Here is a 21,613-nt window from a genome sequence, read left to right on the forward strand (position 1 = left end):
ACCGGTCACCGGGACACGAGGCAGGATGAGCCAATGCGTGACACGCCGCCGGATCACCTGACGGAACACAGGGAATCGCTCTGGAGCAACAAGAATTTCCTGCTGCTGTGGTGCGGTCAGGGTGCGGGCGCACTCGGCCCACGCGTGGCGGCCGTCGCGCTCCCCCTGGTAGCGCTCGAACTGCTCGACGCCGGCACGTTCGAGGCCTCCCTGGTCACGTTCCTCGGCTGGCTGCCGTACCTGCTCTTCTCGCTGCCCGCCGGTCTCCTGGCGGACCGCTGGGACCAGCGCCGCGTCATGGTCTTCTGCGATGTGGCCCGCATGGTGCTGATGCTTTCGGTACCCCTGGTCGCTGCGGCCGGTCACCTCAGTCTCGGTTACCTCTACGGCGTCATCGGCCTCTCTGGGACCGTCACCGTGCTGTTCACCGTGGCCTACCGGAGCCAGCTTCCCCAACTGGTGCGAACCACCCACCTGGTCGACGCGAACGGCAAGCTGCAGATGAGCGACTCCGCAGCGGAAATGGCCGGACCGCCCGTGGCCGGAGCGCTGGTGAGCCTGCTCGACGCGGCAGGCAGCCTTGCCGCCAACGCGCTCACCTATGCGATCAGCGCGGTGACCCTCTGGCTGATCCGTACTCCCGGGGCCGCCCCGCGGCGGCAGACCGGAGCCGCCGGTTCCATCGGCACGGCCGTTCGCGAAGGCGTGGCATACGTCCGCGGTCAGCGCGTTCTCCTGGCGCTGCTGCTGTGTACCAGCACCATCAACTTCTTCGTCATGGCGAACACCTCCATACAGGTCGTCTTCCTGCTTCGCGAGCTGCACGCGTCGCCGACCGCCATCGGGTTCGTGCTGAGCGCGAGCGCCGTCGGCGGCCTCACCGCCGGAGTTTTCGCCCGCCGGCTCGCCGCCCGGTTCGGCACCGCACGGATCATCTGGCTGGCCATGCTGGTCCCCGGCCCCTTGTACCTGTTGATGCCGCTCGCCACCCCGGGGTGGGGTATCGCCTGGTACGCCGCCGGCCTGGCCGCTCTCGCGGCCAACTCCACCACGTTCAACATCGCGGCGCTCTCCTACCGGCAGTCGGTATGCCCGCCGCATCTGCTCAACCGGGTGAACTCGGTCTACCTGTGGATCTGCTACGGGGTGATCCCCTTCGGCTCGCTGGCCGGCGGTGCGCTCGGGACCACACTGGGACTCAGGGCAACCATCTGGATATGCGCGCTGGGCATGTGGAGCGCGGCTCTCTTCGTGACGTTCTCGCCCCTGCGAACGATGCGCGACGTTCCGCGGACCGTATCGGCCCTGGCAGACATGAATCCGGCTTGATCTGGGCCGGCACCAATGGTGGAGTGGGAAAACTCGCACAGGTGCGCGATACCACAGCGACCGAAGACGAGGTCCACAGGTCCAGGAGGGCGAAGCCCGCCGTGCCGAAGCGGGAGTGCGTCAGGGTGAACCATGAGAGCTCACGCGAGGTGGCCGTCGGCAGATTGTCGCGCCTGGTCTCGGGCGTCCGGTCAGCCGTACTCGCCGGGAGAGTGGGCAAAGGTCCCGCCCCGCTCGCGGAAGCAGCCCTTCTGCTGCTGGTGATTCTGCTCTTCTCGCGACTTCATGCCGCCGCCGGGCAGGGCGTCGCGGCCACCGCGACCGCCAACGCCCTCGCCCTGCAATCCGTGGAGCGCACCCTCCACCTGGACATAGAGCTCTGGGCGAACCAATGGCTGACCGCGCATCCGTTCCTGATCCAGCCCGCGGTGTTCTACTACCGCCTCTACTACCTCGTACTCATCGGTGTGCTGGTGTGGGTCTTCATCAGCCACCCCGAGGTCTACGTCAAGCTCCGCCGCACCCTCGTGGCGATGGCCCTCCTGGTGCTGCCCGTCTTCTGGACGCTCCCCATGTCGCCCCCCCGGTTCGCGCTACCAGGCGTCGTCGACATCATCGCCTGGCACGACCCCTTCGTCGGCCATGCCACACGAGACCTCGAAAGCGGAAGGAACCTGTTCTCCGCGATGCCCAGCATGCACATGAGCTGGTCCCTGTGGTGCGCGTACGCCGCGTGGCACGCCCTGCGGAACTCCCACCCCCGACTGGCGCCGTTGCCGTGGATCTTCCCGCTGGGCATGACGGCGGTCGTGCTCATCACAGGTAACCACTACGTGCTCGACATCGCCGGCAGCGTCACGTTGCTCACCGGCTCCATCGCCGCCGTGTCAGCCTGGAGCCACTTCACCGAACGCCGCCGGACGACCGCAGCCAGCCACAGGAACCCGTGTCATAACCGCCGCTAGGACGAGCACCGAGGGCCGGGAGCGGCGGGCGATGTCCCCGCACTGCCGGTCGGCGTCCAGAAGGGGCGCCGGGTTCGCCGCACCATGGTCCCCAGACGAACGGACTCCGGCCAGGCACACGAAAGCCCTTGGGCCGTCTTGAGCCGGGCCGGTGTCTTGGAAGGGCCTCTCGCGCGTGGCTGGAAACCTAATTAGCTTCCGTTCTAGTGGTCGTCGCAACACCCCAGCTTGAAGGGGTGCGATGGACTTCGAGATCCGGAAAGATCGGAAACCGCCGGGGCCACGAGCCCTGATCCGTGAGCGGGAGGAATACTTCCGGCTCATGGATCAGGGCTTCAGTACGCGCGAGGCGGCTCGGATCGTGGGGATCAACCTGCGGACTGGCAAGAAGTGGAGGAACGGGCATCACTCGCCCGGACAGGGCCGCAAACCGAAACCCCCGATCCACCAGGAGCAGGCCGGGCATCCGGTCGACCTGGAGGGCCCGCCCTTCCGTTCCTCGCGATACCTGAACGAGAACGAACGCATCCACATCGCCGACCGGGTCCGTGAGGGTGCCTCCATCCGAGCCGTCGCCGCGGAACTGGGCCGAAGCCCGTCGACCGTGAGCCGGGAGATCCGCCGCAACCGGCGGCCCATGCCAAGGGCGGCTTCGCCTACCAGCCCGTTTCACGCCCAGCGACGCCCACACCGCCACGCCTGCAAACGCGTCTCCCGCCCGATCAGGAACATGGTCATGATCAGCGAGCGGCCAGCAGAAGCCGCCGACCGGGCCGTCCCCGGGCACTGGGAAGGCGACCTCACCATCGGCAAGGACGGGCGCTCTGCCATCGGCACTCTCGTCGAACGCTCCACCCGCTACGTGATGCTTCTCCACCTGCCGAACGGGCACAGCGCGCTGGCCACCCGCAACGCGCTCACCACCGCCATCCAAGCCCTTCCCGGACACCTGTGGCGCTCCCTGACCTGGGACCAGGGCTCGGAGATGGCCGCCCACCAAAGCTTCACGGTAGCCACCGACATCCCCGTCTACTTCTGCAACCCCGCCAGTCCTTGGCAACGCGGGTCCAACGAGAACACCAACGGCCTGCTACGGCAGTACTTCCCCAAAGGAACCGACCTGACAGCCCACACCGCCAAGCACCTGGAAACCGCCGCGACTGAACTCAACAGCCGCCCACGCAAAACGCTCGGCTGGGAAACCCCAGCCGAGCGACTCGCATGCTGCTGGCCGCAGCCAGTTGATCAACCAGTGTTGCAACGACCCCTGGAATTCGCCAAAGATCCAGGGCGTCGGCAACGTCATCGGACGTCGGGCGATCTGCACTTCGCAGATCGGCCAGCATCCACGCGACCCGCAGCACTCGCGGCCGCGCGGTACCGGTGATCCGCCCGAAGTCGACCATGAGCATGAGCAGATCCATCATCTCGGACGTCACCGGAAGCGCACCAAGGACATGTAACGCCGCACAATACTTCGGCGATAGCTCAAAGCCGGTCGCGAAACCGCTGCGAGGTGTCGATGCCGTACGCAAACTGCGTGTACTTCTTCACCATCGAGAGCTTCAACATCCCCGGTGCATCTCCGCTCAAGGTGCGGCAAGTCGAGGCCACACGGCAGGTCACCGGCGGCGGTGATCTGGTGTGGCTCGAAATAGTCAACGATGAAGCCGACGTTCCCCTGTCGGTCCAAGGGACCCCGTTCACGCTCCCCCTCGGCTCAGCGACGCCGTTCGCTCCACCACCGCCGAGCCGATACGTCGGTCTCACCGTTTCACGGACGGGAGCTCCTGGGCCCGTGTATCGCTCGGGATATCTCAACACACTGCCGGTGCCGAGTTCTCCTGAGGACACGACCGTCGCCGTGGACGTCTTCGAAGCCAGGTGGCAGCTTGTCACCGCTCAGCAGATCAATAATTCCATATCCCCGCTCCTGCCGATGACGCTCAAGGGCAACATCAAGATCACCGACGCCTCTGTGAAAATCGAAGAGGGGCACATCACCTTGAGAGCGGAGGGCACGAAGCCAGAGGCACTGCTCGGGCTAATCGGGTTCAAGTACGCCGTCAATCTCAGAGTTGTGCCTGAGACCGAGATGGATTTCGCTGGTTCGCAGAACGTGCTTCGCTTCCTTCCTTTCGGCGCCACCATCGAATTGACGAGCAGCGGTCCGAGCATCCCCGAGACGCAGGTCATTCTCAAACTTATTGAAGGGGTCGTCGCCGCGACGGTGACGCCGCAGGTGCGCTCGAGCCTGGAATCGGCGGCCACGGCTGCGGTGTACGCGGCAGTCGGGGCTTTCACCGGGCGGACCGGGGGCGTCGGGACCATCCCGCCGAGCGTCACTCTCACCACGGAGCGGGCACAGGTGGGGACGTTCAGACCGAATCCCAGTGACCCTGAGACCTTCGGGGTTCATCTCCTGCTAGCAGCTGGGACGTTCGGGAGCGTGATCAACGCGCTCTACCCGGCGAGGCCCGGAGGGTCGGGATCCGGATGCATGCCCGCCGCTCTGGTGAGACTCGCCGCCCTCATCTCACGCCAGCCGTATCAGCGCGGGAAGGGTCACTGAGTCGCTGCCACGGCCACCGCCACCACGGCCAGCGCCCATTGAATGCCCACCCAGAGCAGACGGTCCTCGAGCTTGGATATTCGGGCCGGTGCAGCCCGAAAGCGGTTGTCGCCGCTGCCGAAACACCCGCATCCGCCTTCGCCCAACGTGCGGCGAACGATCGCGCGTAACCACAGTGCGCCGAAACAGGTGAACAATCCCGCACTCGCCCATGCGCCGCCTCGGGCCTGCCAGCCAGTCGTCAGCGTCACGCCCAGCAAGAGCTCGCACCACGGCAGGAGGCGCACCACCAGAGGGATCGCCCAGAGCGGGCGATCGAGCAACTGGCGGACCTGGTCGTGTGTGGGCGGCCTGCGGAGCTTCAGCACCGCCGTGATCAGCCAGAACACCCCGAGACCGATCCGGAGCAGCGTGGCGGTCACGGCCTGGAACTCGCTCAGCATCGGCGGCTGCACCCGACCGCGCTCATGATCGTGCCGAGCCAGGCGAACAGCGCGCCCCAGCCGCCCCAGGCCACCAGCGCAGCCACACCACACTCCGAAGGGACCGGCCCGCCGAAGATGTTCGCCAACGTCGCCAGTACCGGACCCACGATGGCCACGAAGACCCACAGCACGCAGTGCACGACTTGCATCACGTTGCAAGGAGTAATCGCCGCGCAGAAGATGGCCCAAAGAATGAACAGGATGAGGCCGACTCCACCCACGATGCCTCCGACGACGACCAGCCATGGCACCTTGAAGCAGATCCCGGCGACGATCGCCAAGCTACCCAGGAGGAGCAGGACGACCGCGATGACCAGCAGGATGGGGCAGAGCGGGGAGGTGGTCGGCACCGTCGGAGTTGCGGGCGCCGTGCAGGTGACCGACGTGGGAGAGACCAGCGGCTGCCCCGCGGCACTGCGCACGTTGCTGACGGTCACGTTGACGGAATCCCCGGGACTGATAGGGAGGCCGCTGATCGTCACGCTGCGTGCCGCGGCATTGTAGGAGACGGTGCCGGGCGTGATCGGCGGGGCACCGGCGATGGAGACGCTGTAGTTGGCGGGGTCCGACGCACTCGCGGGATCGAGATCCTGGTCGAACACGACCGTTACGCTGCCGCCGCCAGCGGAACACCCCGTCGGTGCCGGCGGGCCGCCTGGGACCACCGGCTGGCATCCGGCCACCACCGTATCGACGGATGCCGACAGAGGAGCACACCCAGGTGCCACAACCGTCACCGAGACATGCTTGGTTCCATTGCTCTGATAGGTGTGGGCAACACTGGGAACGCTGGTCGTGGCGCTCTGCCCGTCGCCGAAGTCCCATTCGTAGGTAACGGCGACGGCCGTCGGCGGGAAGGTGACATCGGCCACGAAGACGCGGTCACAGGCGGAGGTTGTGTTGACGCTGAGACTGTTCAGCAATGGGCAGTCGCAGCTCGGTACGGTGACGCTGACCGCGTCGCTGACCGTCCCTATCTCACATCCGGCGGTGATCAGGCTTACGCGCACTTCGTAATGCCCTGGCCCTGGGAAGGCGAAGGAGTAGGTCGAACCGCCTGTCGTCTGGACGAGCGCGGGACCTGCAGCCGGCCACACTTCCCAGGTGAACGGCCCAGCGTACGAGGACGAGGTTGTGGCCGTGAAGGTCTGGGCAGGCGCGGTGCCCGAGCTCACACACGGGATCTGGGTCGGGCCGGTGAGCGCGACGTCGCAGACGCACGCCGGAATGGCGAACTGGAGGGCGTCGAGCAGGACGCTCTCGTCACACTCCGGTTGCTCGACCTTGACCCGCACCCGGTAGGTGCCACTCCCCGGGAAGACGAACGACTGCTGAGGCCCACCACTGGTGTACGGCTGGAGGACCATGCCAGAGCCGACGTCGGTGATCTGCCAGAGGTATGGACCTGTGTAGGCGGGAATCACCGGATTGACCGCCGCGGTGAACTGCACAGCCACCGGGACACCCGGGCGCGCGCAAGGCAGCGGCGGAGAAAGCTGGAGTGTCACCTCGTCACGGCATTGCGGAGGTTGATCAGAGATCGGCTCGCCGTCGAACTCCACGCCGAGAATGCCCTCGAACCGGTCGCCGTAGGGTGACACGTACGGCTCGTCGACTTGGTTTCCGGCATTTCCCGGCCGCGGAAACAGTCCTGGTTGCGCGGTGCTCGAGCCCTGGGCCCTGTCGACCTCGACGGTCCAGATTCCTTGACCGTCAGGTATTCCGGCAGGAACGGTGAGCCACGCGGTCCATCCTGCGGACGCCGGCGTCACGGTGCCGATGGGCTGGCCTCCGGGAGCGAAGATCGCATACGTGTGATCGTTGCCCGGGTTCCCGTCCTGGAAGAGGCGGATTCTGTTGACGCGGAATCCGCTCGCGGCATCCGGGAAGCCTTCGTCGTAGACGCCCGTTCCCAGCCCTGCGGACGTCGGCCATTCAGGCGGAGGAGTTCCGGCCCAGTTCGCACCCGCGCTCCATCCGGCCCCGGTCAGGTCGACCTGTCGTACGAGGGGAGCCCACAGCCGGTACACGTCCTTGACTGGTCCACCAGGCACGGGGGGCCAGTCGGGAGGCCTGGGAGGGGCGCCCGCGAACGACATGGTGGGGATCGCGCCCGGGTAGCCGGCTGTCCAGGCCGGTGCGGGTGACTGCGGTTGCTGGCCGGGTGGCGGACTGTCAGTCCAGTGCACACGAACGCGAACCCGTGCCATGGCCACTCCCGTTCCTACGCCCCGCTCTCAATGTCGCTCCGGCGTCGTCGCCGGTCAATGGCCAAGGAGTGGCGCCGCATCCAGCGATCACGCAGGCCGGTCACGGCAGGCTCCGCTCAGCGATCAAGGCCCCTGACCACCGGTGAGGGCACGATCTGACCCCAGAACTCCAAAGTCCGGCGGACGAGAGTGCTCACTCACCAGCGGCTACAGGCCCCGAGTCTGCCCGAACAGCCGACCCAGTAGCTCCCATTAGCGGCCGCCCATTTGTTTCATGATGGCGGCCAGGGTGGTGTCGTTGAGGTTGGCGAGGGGGAAGTCGGACGGGGTGAAGCCGCCGGCGTCCGGGGACAGGCAGTGGTCGATCAGGGATTTCAGGGATTTCACGTAGTCGTGAGCGACGCGTTCGATGGTCGCGGGGTCGTGGAGGCCGGCGCTGTAGTACCAGTCGAAGGCCATGCCGCCGTCGGGGGTCTGGGCGGCCTCGATCTGGAGGATGTGGGTGCGTGCCTGTTCGGTGCCTTCGGTGGGGCCGGCCAGCCGGGCGGGCAGGGTGCCGGTGATCAGGTCGGTGCCTGAGGTGCCGGGGTCGGCGCCGCCCATGTAGTTGAACAGGATCTGGGGGGTGGGGAGGGCGCGCAGGCGGTCGAGCCTGGGGTCGGTGGGGTCGTCGGTGAGGTGGCGCAGGGCGCCGTAGCCCACGCCGCGGTGGGGGGTGCGGCGGAGTTGTTCCTTGACGGCCTTGACCACGGCGGCGGGGTCGTCGAGGGCGGGGGCGGAGAGGGTGACGGGGAAGATGGACGTGAACCAGCCGACGGTGCGGGAGAGGTCGATCTGGTCGTTGACGGCTTCGCGGCCGTGGCTTTCCAGGTCGATGGTCACCTCGCCGGTGCCGGCCCAGCGGGCGAGGGACTGGAGGAGGGCACCGAGCAGCAGGTCGTTGATCTGGGTGCGGTACGCCTTGTGGACCCGGGTGAGCAGGGCCGAGGTGGATTCGGCGTCCAGGGTGACCCGGACCGAGCGGGTGGAGGCCTCGCTGTTGTCGCCGGTGGCGTCCAGGGGCACCCGGAAGCCGGAGCCGAGCTGGTCCAGCCAGTAGCCGAGTTCCGCGCGCACCTCGGCGGTGCCGGCGTAGGAGCGCAGTTGCTCGGACCACTGTTTCACCGAGGTCGTCTTGGCGGGCAGCGCGCCCTTGGCGGTGCCCTTGGTGAGGACGGCCTGGTACGCCTGGGCGAGGTCCTCCAGCAGGACGGTCCACGACACGCCGTCCATCACCAGGTGGTGCACGGTGACGCCGAGCCAGCCGGGGGCGTCGCCGCGGTCGAAGTACGCCACCCGCAGCAGGGGGCCGCGGGACAGGGACAGGGAGTGCTGGAGGGCCGTCATGTGCTCGGTGACGACTTCCTCCAGCCGGGGGCGGGGTAGGCCCGCCGCGTCGACCACCGAGACGACCTCGGCGGGTTCCTCGGCGGCGTTCTCCTGCACCCACGCGCCGAGGGCGGCGTCATAGGCGAAGCGCATGCGCAGGGCGTCGTGGTGGGCCAGCAGGGTGCCGACGGCCTGGCCGAGGACCTTCATGTCCACGGCGGCGGACAGTTCGAGCACGCCGGACCAGTTCCAGTGGTCGCGGTCGGCGATGTCCTGCTCGGTGAACCAGTGCTGGATCGGGGTGAGCGGCACCGGTCCGGTGACGATGCCCTGATCGGCCAGCGTGGCGGCGGGGGCGTCCCGGACGGCCATGGCGAGCTCGCCGACGCTCTGCCGGGCGAACACGTCGGCCACGTCGAGCTGGAGGCCGGCCGCGCGGGCCCGCGCCACGATCTGCAGGCTCAGGATCGAGTCGCCGCCGAGCTCGAAGAAGTTGTCCTGGAGGCCGACCCGTTCGACGCCGAGGACCTGTGACCAGATCTCGGCGAGCACCAGCTCGGCCTCGGTGCTCGGCGGCACGTAGGTCGCGCCGATCGTCGTGCCGAGCTCCGGCTCGGGCAGCGCCCGGCGGTCGATCTTGCCGTTGGCGGTGAGGGCGAACGCCTCGACCACCATGAGCACGGCGGGAACCATGTACTCGGGCAGCCGGGCCCGCAGGAACACCCGCAGCTCGGACACCTCCGCCACCGCGCCGGGTTCGGCGACGACGTACCCGATGAGGCGTTTGCCGTTCGGGCCGTCGTCCCTGGCCACCACCACCGCGTCCTGCACCGACGGGTGCTCGGCCAGCACGTTCTCGATCTCACCGGGCTCGATACGGAACCCACGGATCTTCACCTGCTCATCCGTACGGCCCAAAAACTCCAGCACGCCGTCCGCCCGCCACCGCACCCGGTCACCGGTGCGGTACAACCGCTCCCCGGGCAACCCGCTGAGGTGGTCGGCGACGAACCGCTCGGACGTCAGACCGGCCCGCCCGACGTACCCGCGGGCCACGCCGACACCACCGACCAGCAGCTCACCGGCCACGCCGACCGGCACGACGTTCAGCCACTCGTCGACCACGTGGACCCGCACCCCGGCCAGCGGACGCCCGACCGGCACCATCAGCCCGGCACCGTCCACGGGCACCTCGGGGAAGTCGCCGGGCGCGGGGCCGGTGGCGGGCAGCCCACCGGGCACCAGCGGCATGAGCAGCGAGTCGATCGCGGCCTCGGTGACGCCGTACACGTTGGCCGGCACGGCGGACGGCGCGACGTCCGCGACGGCGGCCACCAGGGCCTCGTGCCGCCAGATGTCGGTGCCGGAGATCACCAGGCGCAGTTTCTCCAGCCCGCCCGCCTCGCGGCAGTACCCGGCGAGCTCGCGCAGCAGCGTGCCGGGCACGATCTCGGCGATCTCGACGTCGTTCTCGTCGAGCACCTGGTGCAGCTCGGCCACCGACACGAAGTCGCTCTGCGGTGTGAAGACCACCGCCTCGCCGAAGCACAACGCCCGCACGATGTCGCCCACCGACACGTCGAACCCGGCCCCGGCCATGGACAGCATCGCCCCCGGGCCACCGAGCCGCGTGAAAGCGTCACCCCACCCGGCGACGTACCCCGCGAGCCCGCGGTGGGTGACCCCGACGCCCTTGGGACGGCCGGTGGAGCCGGACGTGAACGCCATGTACGCCAGCCCGTCCAGCGGCACCTCACCCGCCGGGACGACGGCACCGGGGGCGGCGCCGTGGAACCGGTCGGCCATGAGGACAGGCCCGTCGAACGGCGGCAGGCCGTGCTCCAGGTCGGTGCTGCTCACCAGCACCCGCGCGCCGCAGTCCTCCAGCATGAACCCGAGCCGGTCCACCGGCTGCCCCACGTTCAGCGGCACGTACACGCCGCCGGCCTTCAGCACCGCCATGAACGCGACCACCAGGTCCACGCCCCGCCCGAGCACGACACCCACCGGCACCTCGGCCGTGACCCCGGCGGAGCGCAGCCACCCGGCCATCGCCTCGGCGCGGGTGTCCAGCTCGGCGAAGGTCAGCCGCGCGTCCCCGCACACCACGGCGGCCGAGTCGGGGGTGCGCCGAGCCCAGCCGGCCACCAGCTCGTGCGCCGGGGCCAGGTCGCCGTCCATGAGCGGCGTGGCGCGCGCCCACGGCCCGGTGAGCAGCTCGGGCTCGCCCGGCAGCGTCACCGGCACGTCCCGCACCAGCAGCCCGGCGTCGGCCGCGACCGCGCCGAGCACCCCGGCGAACCGGCCGAGCAGCCGGTCCACGGACAGGCCGTCGAAGGCCGCGGTGGAGAACTCGGCCTCGACCTCCAGGGAGTCCCGCAGGTTGACCGCGAGCATCAGCGGCGAGTTGCCCTGCTCGAACGAGTCCGCGTACGTGAACACGCCGTCCGTGCCGTCGGGCTTCCGCGGGTAGTTGCCGAACACCATGACGCTGTCGAACAGGGCGCTGCCGCGCGGCACCTCGGAGTACCGCTGGATGTCCACCAGCGGCGTGTACTCGTACCGCTGCACCGCCACCTGGCCGTCCTGCACGCGCGGCAGCCATTCGGCGAACGGCGCGTCCGCGGGGACGTCGACCCGCATCGGCAGGGTGTTGATGAACAGGCCGACGATCGATTCCATGCCGGCCAGCTCCGCCGGCCGCCCGGACACCGTCAAGCCGAACACCACGTCCCGCTCGCCGCTGAACCGCGACAGCAGCAGCGCCCACGCGGCCTGCACGACCGTGCCCAGCGTGACGCGGGCCCGGCGGGCCAGGTCCACCAGGCCGGCGGTCACCTCGGGGGGCAGCTCGACGCGGCGGCGGTCCTGCGCCCAGTGGTCGGTGACCTGGCGGTCCACCGGCAGCGGCGTCGGCGCCTCGAACCCGGCCAGGTAGCCGCGCCAGAACTCCTCGTCGGCGCCCGTGCGGCCGTCCAGCCACGCGATGAAGTCCCGGTACGGCCGCGCCGCGGGCAGGTCCGCCCGCTCGCCGCGCCGGGAGGCCTCGTACAGCCGGGTGGCCTCGTCCACCAGGATGGGCAGGCTCCAGCCGTCGGTGCAGACGTGGTGGAACGTCAGCACCAGCCAGTACCGGTCCTCGCCCCGGGCGACCAGCGTGACCCGCATCAGCGGGGGCCTGGCCAGGTCGAAGCCGCGGTCGCGGTCGGCCTCCAGCAACTCGCGCAGCCGGGCACGCGGGTCGCCCCCGGTGCCCGACCAGTCGTGGAACTCGAACGGCACGGCGGCCCGGTCGTGCACGACCTGCACCGGCTCGGCGACGCCCTCCCAGACCAGCCCGGTGCGCAGCGCGGGGTGCCGCGCCACCACGCCGTCCCAGGCGGCGCGCAGCGTGTCAGGGTCCAGTGGGCCGGTGTACTCGTACAGCCCTTGGGCGAGGTAGACGCCGGAGCCCTCGGGTGCCTGGAGCGCGTGGAACAGGATGCCCTGCTGCACGGGGCTCAGCGGGTACACGTCGGTCAGCTCGGCCCCGGTCTCGCGGACGCCGGCGGCGAGCGTGTCCAGCGTGCCCTGTTCGAGCGCGGCCAGCGGGAAGTCCGACGGGGTGTGGCCGCCCGCGCGCGGGGACAGGCAGTGGTCGACCAGGCCGCGCAGCGCGTCGATGTAGCCCTGGGCGACCCGCTCGATGGTGCCGGCGCGGTGCAGCCCGGCGCTGTACTGCCATTCGACGGCCATGCGCCCGTCGGCGTCCTGGTACACCTCGATCTGCAGGCCGTGCGCCCGGGTCTGCCCGTCGGGGCCGGCCAGCGCGGCGGGGAGGCGCCGCCCGACCAGGCCGCCGGGTGAGGTGTCCGCGGCGCCGATGTAGTTGAACCCGATGTACGGCTCGGGCAGCTCGGCGAGCCGGCGGACGTCGCCGAGGTGGCGCAGCACGCCGAACCCGACGCCGCGGCGGGGGCTGCGTCGCAGCAGCTCCTTGACGGACTTCAGCACCCCGGCGGGGTCGTCCAGGTCGGGCGCGGACAGGGCGACAGGGAACACCGAGGTGAACCACCCGATGGTGCGGGACAGGTCCACGCCCTCGGCGATCGCCTCACGGCCGTGGCTCTCCAGGTCGATCGTCACCGTGTCCGTGCCGGCCCAGCGGCCGAGGGCCTGGAGCAGGCCGGCGAGCAGCACGTCGTTGATCTGCGTGCGGTACGCCTTGTGCACCCGGGTGAGCAGCGCGGACGTCGTCTCGGCGTCCAGCCAGGTGCGCACCACCATCTGGTCGCCCTTGCCCGAGGAGCCGGGGCCGTCCAGCGGCACGGTGGACCGCGGTTCGAGCTGCTCCAGCCAGTACGGGATCTCCGCCCGCGCCTCGGGGGAGGCGGCGTACTCGCGCAGCAGCTCGGCCCACTGGCGGAACGAGGTGGTCTTCGGCGGCAGGGCCGCGCGGTCGCCGCCGGCCTCGTACAGCCGGTGCAGGTCCTCCAGCAGGACGGTCCACGACACGCCGTCCATCACCAGGTGGTGCACGGTGACGCCGAGCCAGCCGGGGCGGTCGCCGCGCTCGAAGTACGCGAGGCGCAGCAGCGGCCCGCCGGTGAGGGACAACGACCGCTGCAGCAGGCTCATGCGTTCGGTGACCAGCTCGGCGAGGCGCCGCTCGTCCATGCCGACGGCGTCCACCACGGAGAACAGCTCGGCGGGCTCGTCGGCGGCGTTCTCCTGCACCCAGGCGCCGCGCGCGGAGTCGTACGACAGCCGCATGCGCAGCGCGTCGTGGTGGGCGACCAGCGCGTCCACGGCGCGGGCCAGCGTACCGGCGTCCACCGGGCCGGCCAGCTCGAACACGCCGGACCAGTTCCACCGGTCCCGGTCGGCGATGGGCTGGCGGGTGAACCAGCGCTGCACCGGGGTCAGCGGCACCGGGCCGCTGACCGTGCCCTGCTCGGCGAGCACCGTGACCGGGGTGTCCCGCACGGCGAGGGCCAGCTCGGCGACGCTCTGGCGGGCGAACACGTCGGCCACGTCCAGTTGCAGGCCGGCCGCGCGGGCCCGCGCCACGATCTGCAGGCTCAGGATCGAGTCGCCGCCGAGCTCGAAGAAGTTGTCCAGCGCGCCGACCCGCTCCACGCCGAGCACCTGCGACCAGATGCCCGCGAGGACGACCTCGGCGTCGGTGCGCGGCGGCACGTACTCGGCGCCGCCGGACGCGGCCACGTCCGGCTCGGGCAGCGCGCGGCGGTCGATCTTGTCGTTGGCGGTCAGCGCGAACGCGTCCACCACCATGAACACCGACGGCACCATGTACTCGGGCAGCCGTTCGTGCATGTACGCCCGCAGGTCCGCCACGTCCACCCCGGCGGGCCCCTCGGCGGTGACGTACCCGACGAGGCGTTTGCCTGACGGGCCGTCAGCGCGGGCCACCACCACGGCGTCCCGCACGCCGGGGTGCTCGGCGAGCACGGCCTCGACCTCGCCGGGCTCGATGCGGAACCCGCGGATCTTCACCTGCGCGTCGGTACGCCCCAGGAACTCCAGCACCCCGTCCGGCCGCCACCGCACCCGGTCACCCGTCCGGTACAACCGCCCACCCGGACGCCCGCTCAGATGGTCCGCCACGAACCGCTCGGCGGTCAGCCCCGGGCGGCCGACGTAGCCCTGGCCGACGCCGGCGCCGCCGACGAGCAGCTCGCCTGGCACGCCGGCGGGAACCAGGTTCATCCACTGGTCCACCACGAACAGCGTGGTGGCGACCAGCGGGCGGCCGATCGGCACCACGCCGTCGCCGGTGCCGTGGCCCGACCCGAAGTCGAAGATCGAGCTGAACGTCGTGCACTCGGTGGGGCCGTAACAGGCCACGAACCGCAGGTCGGGCAGCCGCTCGCGCACCCGCTCGCAGTGCGTCACCGACAGCGCGTCGCCGCCGGTGAGCAGCAGCCGCAGGCCGTCGAACGACTCGGGCGCCGCCTCCACCACCTGGTGGAACAACCCGGCCGTGACGTGGGCCACCGACACCTCGTGCTCGCGCAGGAACGCGCCGACGTCCACACCCTCGACCCGGCCGCCGGTGGCCACCACCAGCGTCGCGCCGTTCAGCAGCGCGGCCCAGATCTCGAACGTGGAGGCGTCGAACGTCACCGGCGCGAGCTGCGCCACGACGTCGCCGGGGCCGATCGCCAGCACCGGGTCCACGCACAGCCGCACCACGCCGCCGTGCGTCACCTCGACGCCCTTCGGCACGCCGGTCGAGCCGGAGGTGTACATCACGTACAACGGGTCGCCGGGGTCCGCGGCGTCAAGGCCGCCCGCCGCGGGCTCGACGTCGCGGACGTCGATGGCCCGCACCCCGTGAAGTTCGACCGGCATCGGCTGTGCGGCGGTCAGCACTACACCGATGCCGGAGTCCTCGATGACGAAACGCAGCCGGCTCAGCGGCCACGACGGGTCCAGCGGCACGTAGGAGGCGCCGGCGCCGGCCACGCCGAGGATCGCGGTGACGAAGTCCACCCCGCGCTCCACGAAGACGCCGACCCGCGCCCCGGCGCCGCGCAGCGCCCGCGCCACCCCGGCGGCCCGGGCGTCCAGCTCGCCGTAGGTCAGCTCCACGCCGCCGCCGCGCACCGCGGGCACGTCACGGCCGGCGGCCACCCGGCGGGCGAACATGCCGGTCAGGGACGTGTCCTCCACCCCGACGCCGGAGACGCCGAGACCGGTCACCCCCGCCAGCTCGGCCGTGCCCACCAGGCCGATCGCCCCGACGGGGGCGTCGGCGCCGGCGGCCACCGCGCCGAGCACACCGGCGAGGCGGTCGAGCAGGCCGTCCACGGTCGCGGTGTCGAAGGCGCCGGTCGAGTACGTCACCTCGAAGCCGAGCCGCTCGCCGCCCGCGAACACCGCGACGTTGAGGGGGTAGTTGCCGAGCTCCACGTAGTCCAGCAGCTCCATGCCGGGCGCGGCGCCGCCGCCGACGCCGGACAGGCCCTCGGTCATCTGCACGACGAAGATGCTGTCGAACAGCGACACCCCGCCCTGCACCGCCGAGCAGCGCTGGATGTCCACCAGCGGGGTGTACTCGTACCGCTGCGCCGCGACCTGGGTGTCCTGCAGCCGCCGCAGCCACTCCGCGAACGGCACGTCCGACGGGACCTCCACCCGCAGGGGCAGGGTGTTGATGAACAGGCCGACGATCGACTCCATGCCGGCCAGCTCCGCCGGGCGGCCCGCCACGGTCACGCCGAACACCACGTCCCGTTCGCCGCTGTAGCGGGACAGCAGCAGGGCCCACGCGGCCTGCACCACGGTGCCGACCGTCACCCGGGCGCGGCGGGCCAGCTCGGTGAGCCCGGCGGTGACCTCAGGGGACAGCTCGGTGCGGCGGCGGTCCTGCGCCCAGTGCTCGGTGACCTGGCGGTCCACCGGCAGCGGGGTCGGGGCCTCGAAGCCGGCGAGGTAGCCGCGCCAGAACCGCTCGGCCTCGCCGAGGTCCCGCTCGGCGAGCCAGGCGATGAAGTCGCGGTACGGGCGCACCGAGGGCAGGGTGACGTGCTCACCTTGGGAGAGGCCCTCGTACACGCGGGTGACCTCGGCCAGCAGGATGGGCAGGCTCCAGCCGTCGGTGGAGATGTGGTGCATGGTCCACACGAGCCACGAGCGGCCCGCGCCCCGGTCGATCAGGTGGACGCGCATCAGCGGGGGCACGGACACGTCGAAGCCGCGGGCGCGGTCGGCGGCGAGCAGTTCGCCGAACCGCTCCTGCTGCACGTCGTCCGGCAGCACGGACCAGTCGAGGGCCTCGAACGGCACGGTGACGTGGTCGTGCACGACCTGCACCGGCTCGGCGACGCCCTCCCAGACGAACGCGGTGCGCAGCGCGGGGTGCCGGTCCACGACGACGTTCCACGCCCGCTGGAACAGCACGGTGTCCACACGCTGGCCGGTGAGTTCGTACAGGCCCTGCGCGAGGTAGACGCCGGAGCCCTCGGGTGCCTGGAGCGCGTGGAACAGGATGCCCTGCTGGACCGGGGTGAGCGGGTACACGTCGGCCAGCTCGGACCCGGCCTCGCGCGCCGCGGCGGCCAGCGTGTCCACGGCCCCTTGTTCCAGGGCCGCGAGGGGGAAGTCGGACGGCGTGTGGCCGCCCGCCCGCGGGTCCAGGCAGTGCTCGACGAGGGCGCGCAGGGCGTCGACGTAGCTCTGGGCGGCGTGCTCGACGGTCTCGGCGCGGTGGGCGCCGGCGCCGTAGTGCCACTCGAAGGCCAGGCGCCCGTCGGCGTCCTGGAAGACCTCGATCTGCAGGGCGTGCGCCCGGGTCTGGCCGTCCGGGCCGGCCAGCGCGGCGGGCAGCCTCCTGGCCACGATGCCGCCGGAGGAGCTGTCCAGGCCGCCGAGGTAGTTGAACCCCACGTACGGCTCCGGCGTCTCGGCGAGGCGCCGCACCCGCGGGTCGGCGGTGTCGCCGAGGTGGCGCAGGGCGCCGAAGCCGACGCCGCGCCGGGGGCTGCGCCGCAGTTGTTCCTTGACGGACTTCAGCACGCCGGCCGGGTCGTCCAGGTCGGGGGCGGACAGGGCGACGGGGAAGATGGAGGTGAACCAGCCGACGGTGCGGGACAGGTCGATGCCGTCGGCGATCGCCTCGCGGCCGTGGCTCTCCAGGTTGATCGTCACCGTGTCCGTGCCGGCCCAGCGGCCGAGGGCCTGGAGCAGGCCGGCGAGCAGCACGTCGTTGATCTGCGTGCGGTACGCCTTGTGCACCCGGGTGAGCAGCGCGGACGTCGTCTCGGCGTCCAGCCACACCCGCGCCACCGCGGCGTCGTCCCCGGCCGCGCCGGGGCCGTCCGCGGGCGGGCGGAAGTCCGACTCCACCTGGGCGAGCCAGTGGTCCACCTCGGCGCGGGCCTCGGGGGACGCGGCGTACTGCTGGAGCAGCCCGGCCCACTGCTGGAACGACGTGCTCTTCGGCGGCAGCGCGCCCTCGGCGGAGCCCGTGGCGGCGATCGCCCGGTAGGCGGCGCCGAGGTCGTCGAGCAGGACGTTCCACGACACCGCGTCCATGACGAGGTGGTGCACGGTGAGGCCGAGCCAGGCGGGGCCGTCGCCGCGCTCGAACAGGACGGCACGCAGCAGGGGGCCGTCCGCCAGGGACAACGAGCCCTGCGCCTCGGCCATGCACCCGGCGACGAACTCCTCGGAGGCGCCGGCCGCGTCCACCACGCCGAACAGTTCGGCGGGCTCGGCGGGGGCGTTCTCCTGCGTCCACTCCCCCGCCGCCGGGTCGTACCGGAACCGGAGGCGCAGCGCGTCGTGGTGCGCGACCACCGCGTCCAGCGCGCGGGCCAGCGCGGCGGGCTCGACGCCGGGGGTCAGCTCGAACACGCCGGACCAGTTCCAGTGGTCCCTGTCGGCGATGTCCTCGGCGGCGAAGCGGTGCTGGATGGGGGTGAGCGGCACGGGGCCCGACACGGTGCCCTGTTCGGCGAGCACCGCGGCCGGGGCGTCCTTGACGGCGAGGGCCAGCTCGGCGACGCTCTGGCGGGCGAACACGTCGGCGACGTCCAGTTGCAGGCCGGCCGCGCGTGCGCGGGCCACGATCTGGAGGCTGAGGATCGAGTCGCCGCCGAGCTCGAAGAAGTTGTCCAGCGCGCCGACCCGCTCCACGCCGAGCACCTGCGACCAGATGCCCGCCAGGGTGATCTCGGCGTCCGTGCTCGGCGGCACGAAGGTGGTCTCCACGGCGAGCCGGACGTCGGGCTCGGGCAGCGCGCGACGGTCGATCTTGTCGTTGGCGGTCAGCGCGAAGCCCTCCACCACCATGAACACCGACGGCACCATGTACTCGGGCAGCCGTCCGTGCATGTACGCCCGCAGGTCCGCGATCTCGACGCCGCCGGGGTCCTCGGGCACGACGTAGCCGACCAGCCACTTGCCGGACGGGCCGTCGGCGCGGGCCACCACCACGGCGTCCCGCACCCGCGGATGGTCGGCGAGCACGGCCTCGACCTCGCCGGGCTCGATGCGGAACCCGCGGATCTTCACCTGCGCGTCGGTACGCCCCAGGAACTCCAGCACCCCGTCCGGCCGCCACCGCACCCGGTCACCCGTCCGGTACAACCGCCCACCCGGACGCCCGCTCAGATGGTCCGCCACGAACCGCTCGGCGGTCAGCCCCGGGCGGCCGACGTACCCACGGCCGACGCCGGCGCCGCCGACCAGCAATTCGCCGGGCACGCCGGCGGGAACCAGGTTCATCCACTGGTCCACCACGAACAATGTGGTGGCCACGACGGGGCGGCCGATCGGCACCACGCCCTCGCCGGCCGGCAACCCGGAACCGAAATCGAATATCGAGCTGAACGTGGTGCACTCGGTCGGGCCGTAACAGGCCACGAACCGCAGGTTCGGCAGCCGCTCGCGCACCCGCTCGCAATGCGCGGCCGACAACGCGTCACCACCGGTCAGCAACAACCGCAAGCCGTCGAAGGACTCCGGCGCGGACTCCACCACCTGATGGAACAAACCAGCCGTCACATGCGCCACCGAGACCTCGTGCTCGCGCAGGAAAGCGCCGACGTCGAGGCTTTCCACGCGCCCTCCCGTCGCGATGACGAGTGTCGCGCCGTTCAGCAACGCACCCCAGATCTCGAATGTCGAGGCGTCGAACGACACGGGCGCCAATTGCGCCACCACGTCACCGGGAACGATTCCGAGCACCGGGTCCACACACAAACGCACCACACCGCCGTGCGTCACTTCCACACCTTTGGGAACTCCGGTGGAACCCGATGTGTACATCACATAAAGAGAGGCGTCCCCACCGGCGTCCGCGGGGTCCGCGCAGACCGATCGCCCGGCAGGCGCGTCCGCGAGGGCGGCCACGCGGACGTCCCCGTGCACGCCGTCCGGCAGGGGCTGCCCGGCGGTCACCACGACGCCGGCGCCGGAGTCCTCGATCACGAAGCGCAACCGGGACAGCGGCCACGACGGGTCCAGCGGCACGTAGGAGGCGCCGGCGCCGGCGGCGCCGAGGATCGCGGTGACGAAGTCCACGCCGCGCTCCACGAACAGGCCCACCCGGTCGCCGGGCCGCACCCCGGCTTCGCGCAGCAGCGCGGTCACCCCGCCGGCCCGGGCGTCCAGCTCGCCGTACGTCAGCTCCGCACCGCCGCCGCGCACCGCCGTCACGTCCCGCCCGGCGGCGACCCGGCGGGCGAACATGCCCACCAGCGACGTCTCGTCCACCTCGACCCCGGAGGCGCCGATGGCGGTCAGGCCCGCCACCTCGGCGGCGCCGGCGAGGCCCACCGCGCCCACCGGCACGTCGCCGCCGGCGGCGATCACTTCGAGCATGCCGGCCAGGCGTTCCAGCAGGCCCTCCACGGTGGACGCGTCGAGGACGCCGGTGGAGAAGGCCACCTCGAACGTGAGGCGCCGCCCGCCGGAGACCGTGACGTCCAGCGGGCGGGGATCGGTGGCGGCGTACGGGAGCGCGGCGAGGCCGGTCACGTCGTCGGGCAGGCAGGTGAGGGCACTGGCGAACAGCGGGGTGCCCGGCTCGATCTCCGACACGGAGTGGATGTCGGCGAGCGGCGCGAACCCGTGGCGCCGCACCCCCTTCTCCTCCTCGTGCAGGCGGCTCAGCCACGCGGAGAACGGCAGGCCGGAGGGCACGCGGACCCGCAGCGGCACGGTGGTGGCGAAGCTGCCGACCATCGGCTCCATGCCGGCGGGGCGGCACGGCAGCCCCAGGCCGAACACCACGTCGCTCTCGCCGCTGTGCCGCGACAGCAGCAGCGCCCACGCCGCGTGCGCCACGGTGGTGAGCGGCACGCCCGCCCGGCGCGCCAGCCCGGCCAGGGCGGTGGTGACCTCGAAGGACAGCTCGGTCCCCCGCCGGTCCCGCTCCCCGTGCCCGCCGGCCGGCCGGTCCAACGGCAGCGGGGTCGGGGCGTCGAACCCGGCCAGGTACTCGCGCCAGAACGGCTCGGCCTCGCCGCGGTCGCGCCCCACCTGCCAGGCGATCACGTCGTGGTAGGGCCACACCGGGGACAGCGCCGAGATCGCGTCCCGGCGCAGCGCGGCGTACGTCAGGGCCACCTCGTCGAGCACGACGCGCAGGCTCGGCCCGTCGCACACGCCCCGGTACACGCCGCACACCAGCAGGCAGCGCTCCCCGAGGTCCACCAGGTACGCGCGCAGCAGCGGCGGGCGCGCCGGGTCGAAGCCGCGGTCGCGGTCGGCGCGCAGCAGCTCCGCCAGCCGCGCCTCGTGCTCCTCGGCGCCGTCCCGCCAGTCCAGCACCTCGATGGGCACCTCGACGCTGTCCAGGACGACCTGGAGCGGCCCGGCCACCGTACCGAACCCCGCTCTCAGCGCGGGGTGACGCCCGGTGACGATCTCGAAGGCACGCCGGAACGCCCCCGCGTCCGGCCCGCCGGTGAACTCACGGACCCCCTGAGCCCAGAACGCGCCCCGGGCACCGGCCGGGGCGCTCTCCAGCGCCGCCGACATCGCCTGCTGCACCGGCGTCACAGGATACGAATTCTCAGACACGATGTTTCTTCCCCGGGGCTAGTCGGATGAGCGATGGCGGGCCGGCGGCGCATGCCGAGGCAGATGGTCAAAAACTTGATTGTTTGCCTGACACGCGATTCTGACTCGACTTGACCGCCATTGTTGAGATGCCGTCCATTACGCGGCGGG

General features: G+C 71.2%; 6 protein-coding genes and 1 pseudogene. 4 read left to right on the forward strand and 3 right to left on the reverse strand.

All coding sequences use genetic code 11. The features are described 5' to 3' along the window. The first annotated feature begins 33 nt into the window (after positions 1-33). From ABGB17_RS18400 to ABGB17_RS18415, 4 genes and pseudogenes are all read left to right on the forward strand, one after another. Entirely contained in the window at positions 34-1,329 is a 1,296-nt protein-coding gene (locus tag ABGB17_RS18400) for an MFS transporter (RefSeq protein WP_347631033.1), read from the forward strand. A gap of 212 nt (positions 1,330-1,541) precedes the next feature. Beyond that, the gene (locus ABGB17_RS18405; protein WP_347631035.1) at positions 1,542-2,294 is read left to right on the forward strand and encodes a phosphatase PAP2 family protein; all 753 of its coding nucleotides are present in this window, start codon (positions 1,542-1,544) and stop codon (positions 2,292-2,294) included. A 241-nt stretch (positions 2,295-2,535) separates the two neighbouring features. After that, positions 2,536-3,516 (forward strand): annotated as a pseudogene (locus ABGB17_RS18410) (IS30 family transposase); the annotation flags it as partial. A 318-nt stretch (positions 3,517-3,834) separates the two neighbouring features. Next, positions 3,835-4,866, forward strand: coding sequence for a hypothetical protein (locus tag ABGB17_RS18415; protein WP_347631037.1), 1,032 nt, complete (start codon positions 3,835-3,837; stop codon positions 4,864-4,866). Here ABGB17_RS18415 and ABGB17_RS18420 read toward each other — a convergent pair. The 3 genes from ABGB17_RS18420 to ABGB17_RS18430 form a co-directional block, all read right to left on the reverse strand. Beyond that, positions 4,860-5,309 (reverse strand): MauE/DoxX family redox-associated membrane protein, encoded by a 450-nt coding sequence (locus tag ABGB17_RS18420; RefSeq protein WP_347631039.1) that lies wholly within the window; start codon positions 5,307-5,309, stop codon positions 4,860-4,862. The two genes, ABGB17_RS18415 and ABGB17_RS18420, sit on opposite strands and share 7 nt — an antisense overlap. Then, positions 5,303-7,381, reverse strand: a complete 2,079-nt coding sequence (locus ABGB17_RS18425) for a PKD domain-containing protein (protein ID WP_347631041.1) — start codon at positions 7,379-7,381, stop codon at positions 5,303-5,305. The genes ABGB17_RS18420 and ABGB17_RS18425 overlap by 7 nt, the downstream gene beginning before the upstream one ends. A 432-nt stretch (positions 7,382-7,813) precedes the next feature. Continuing rightward, positions 7,814-21,463: an amino acid adenylation domain-containing protein gene (locus ABGB17_RS18430; RefSeq protein ID WP_347631043.1), complete on the reverse strand. Its 13,650-nt coding sequence runs from the start codon at positions 21,461-21,463 to the stop codon at positions 7,814-7,816. Between the last annotated feature and the right edge of the window lie 150 nt (positions 21,464-21,613).

This window comes from Sphaerisporangium sp. B11E5, assembly GCF_039871875.1.
Classification (GTDB): Bacteria; Actinomycetota; Actinomycetes; order Streptosporangiales; family Streptosporangiaceae; genus Sphaerisporangium.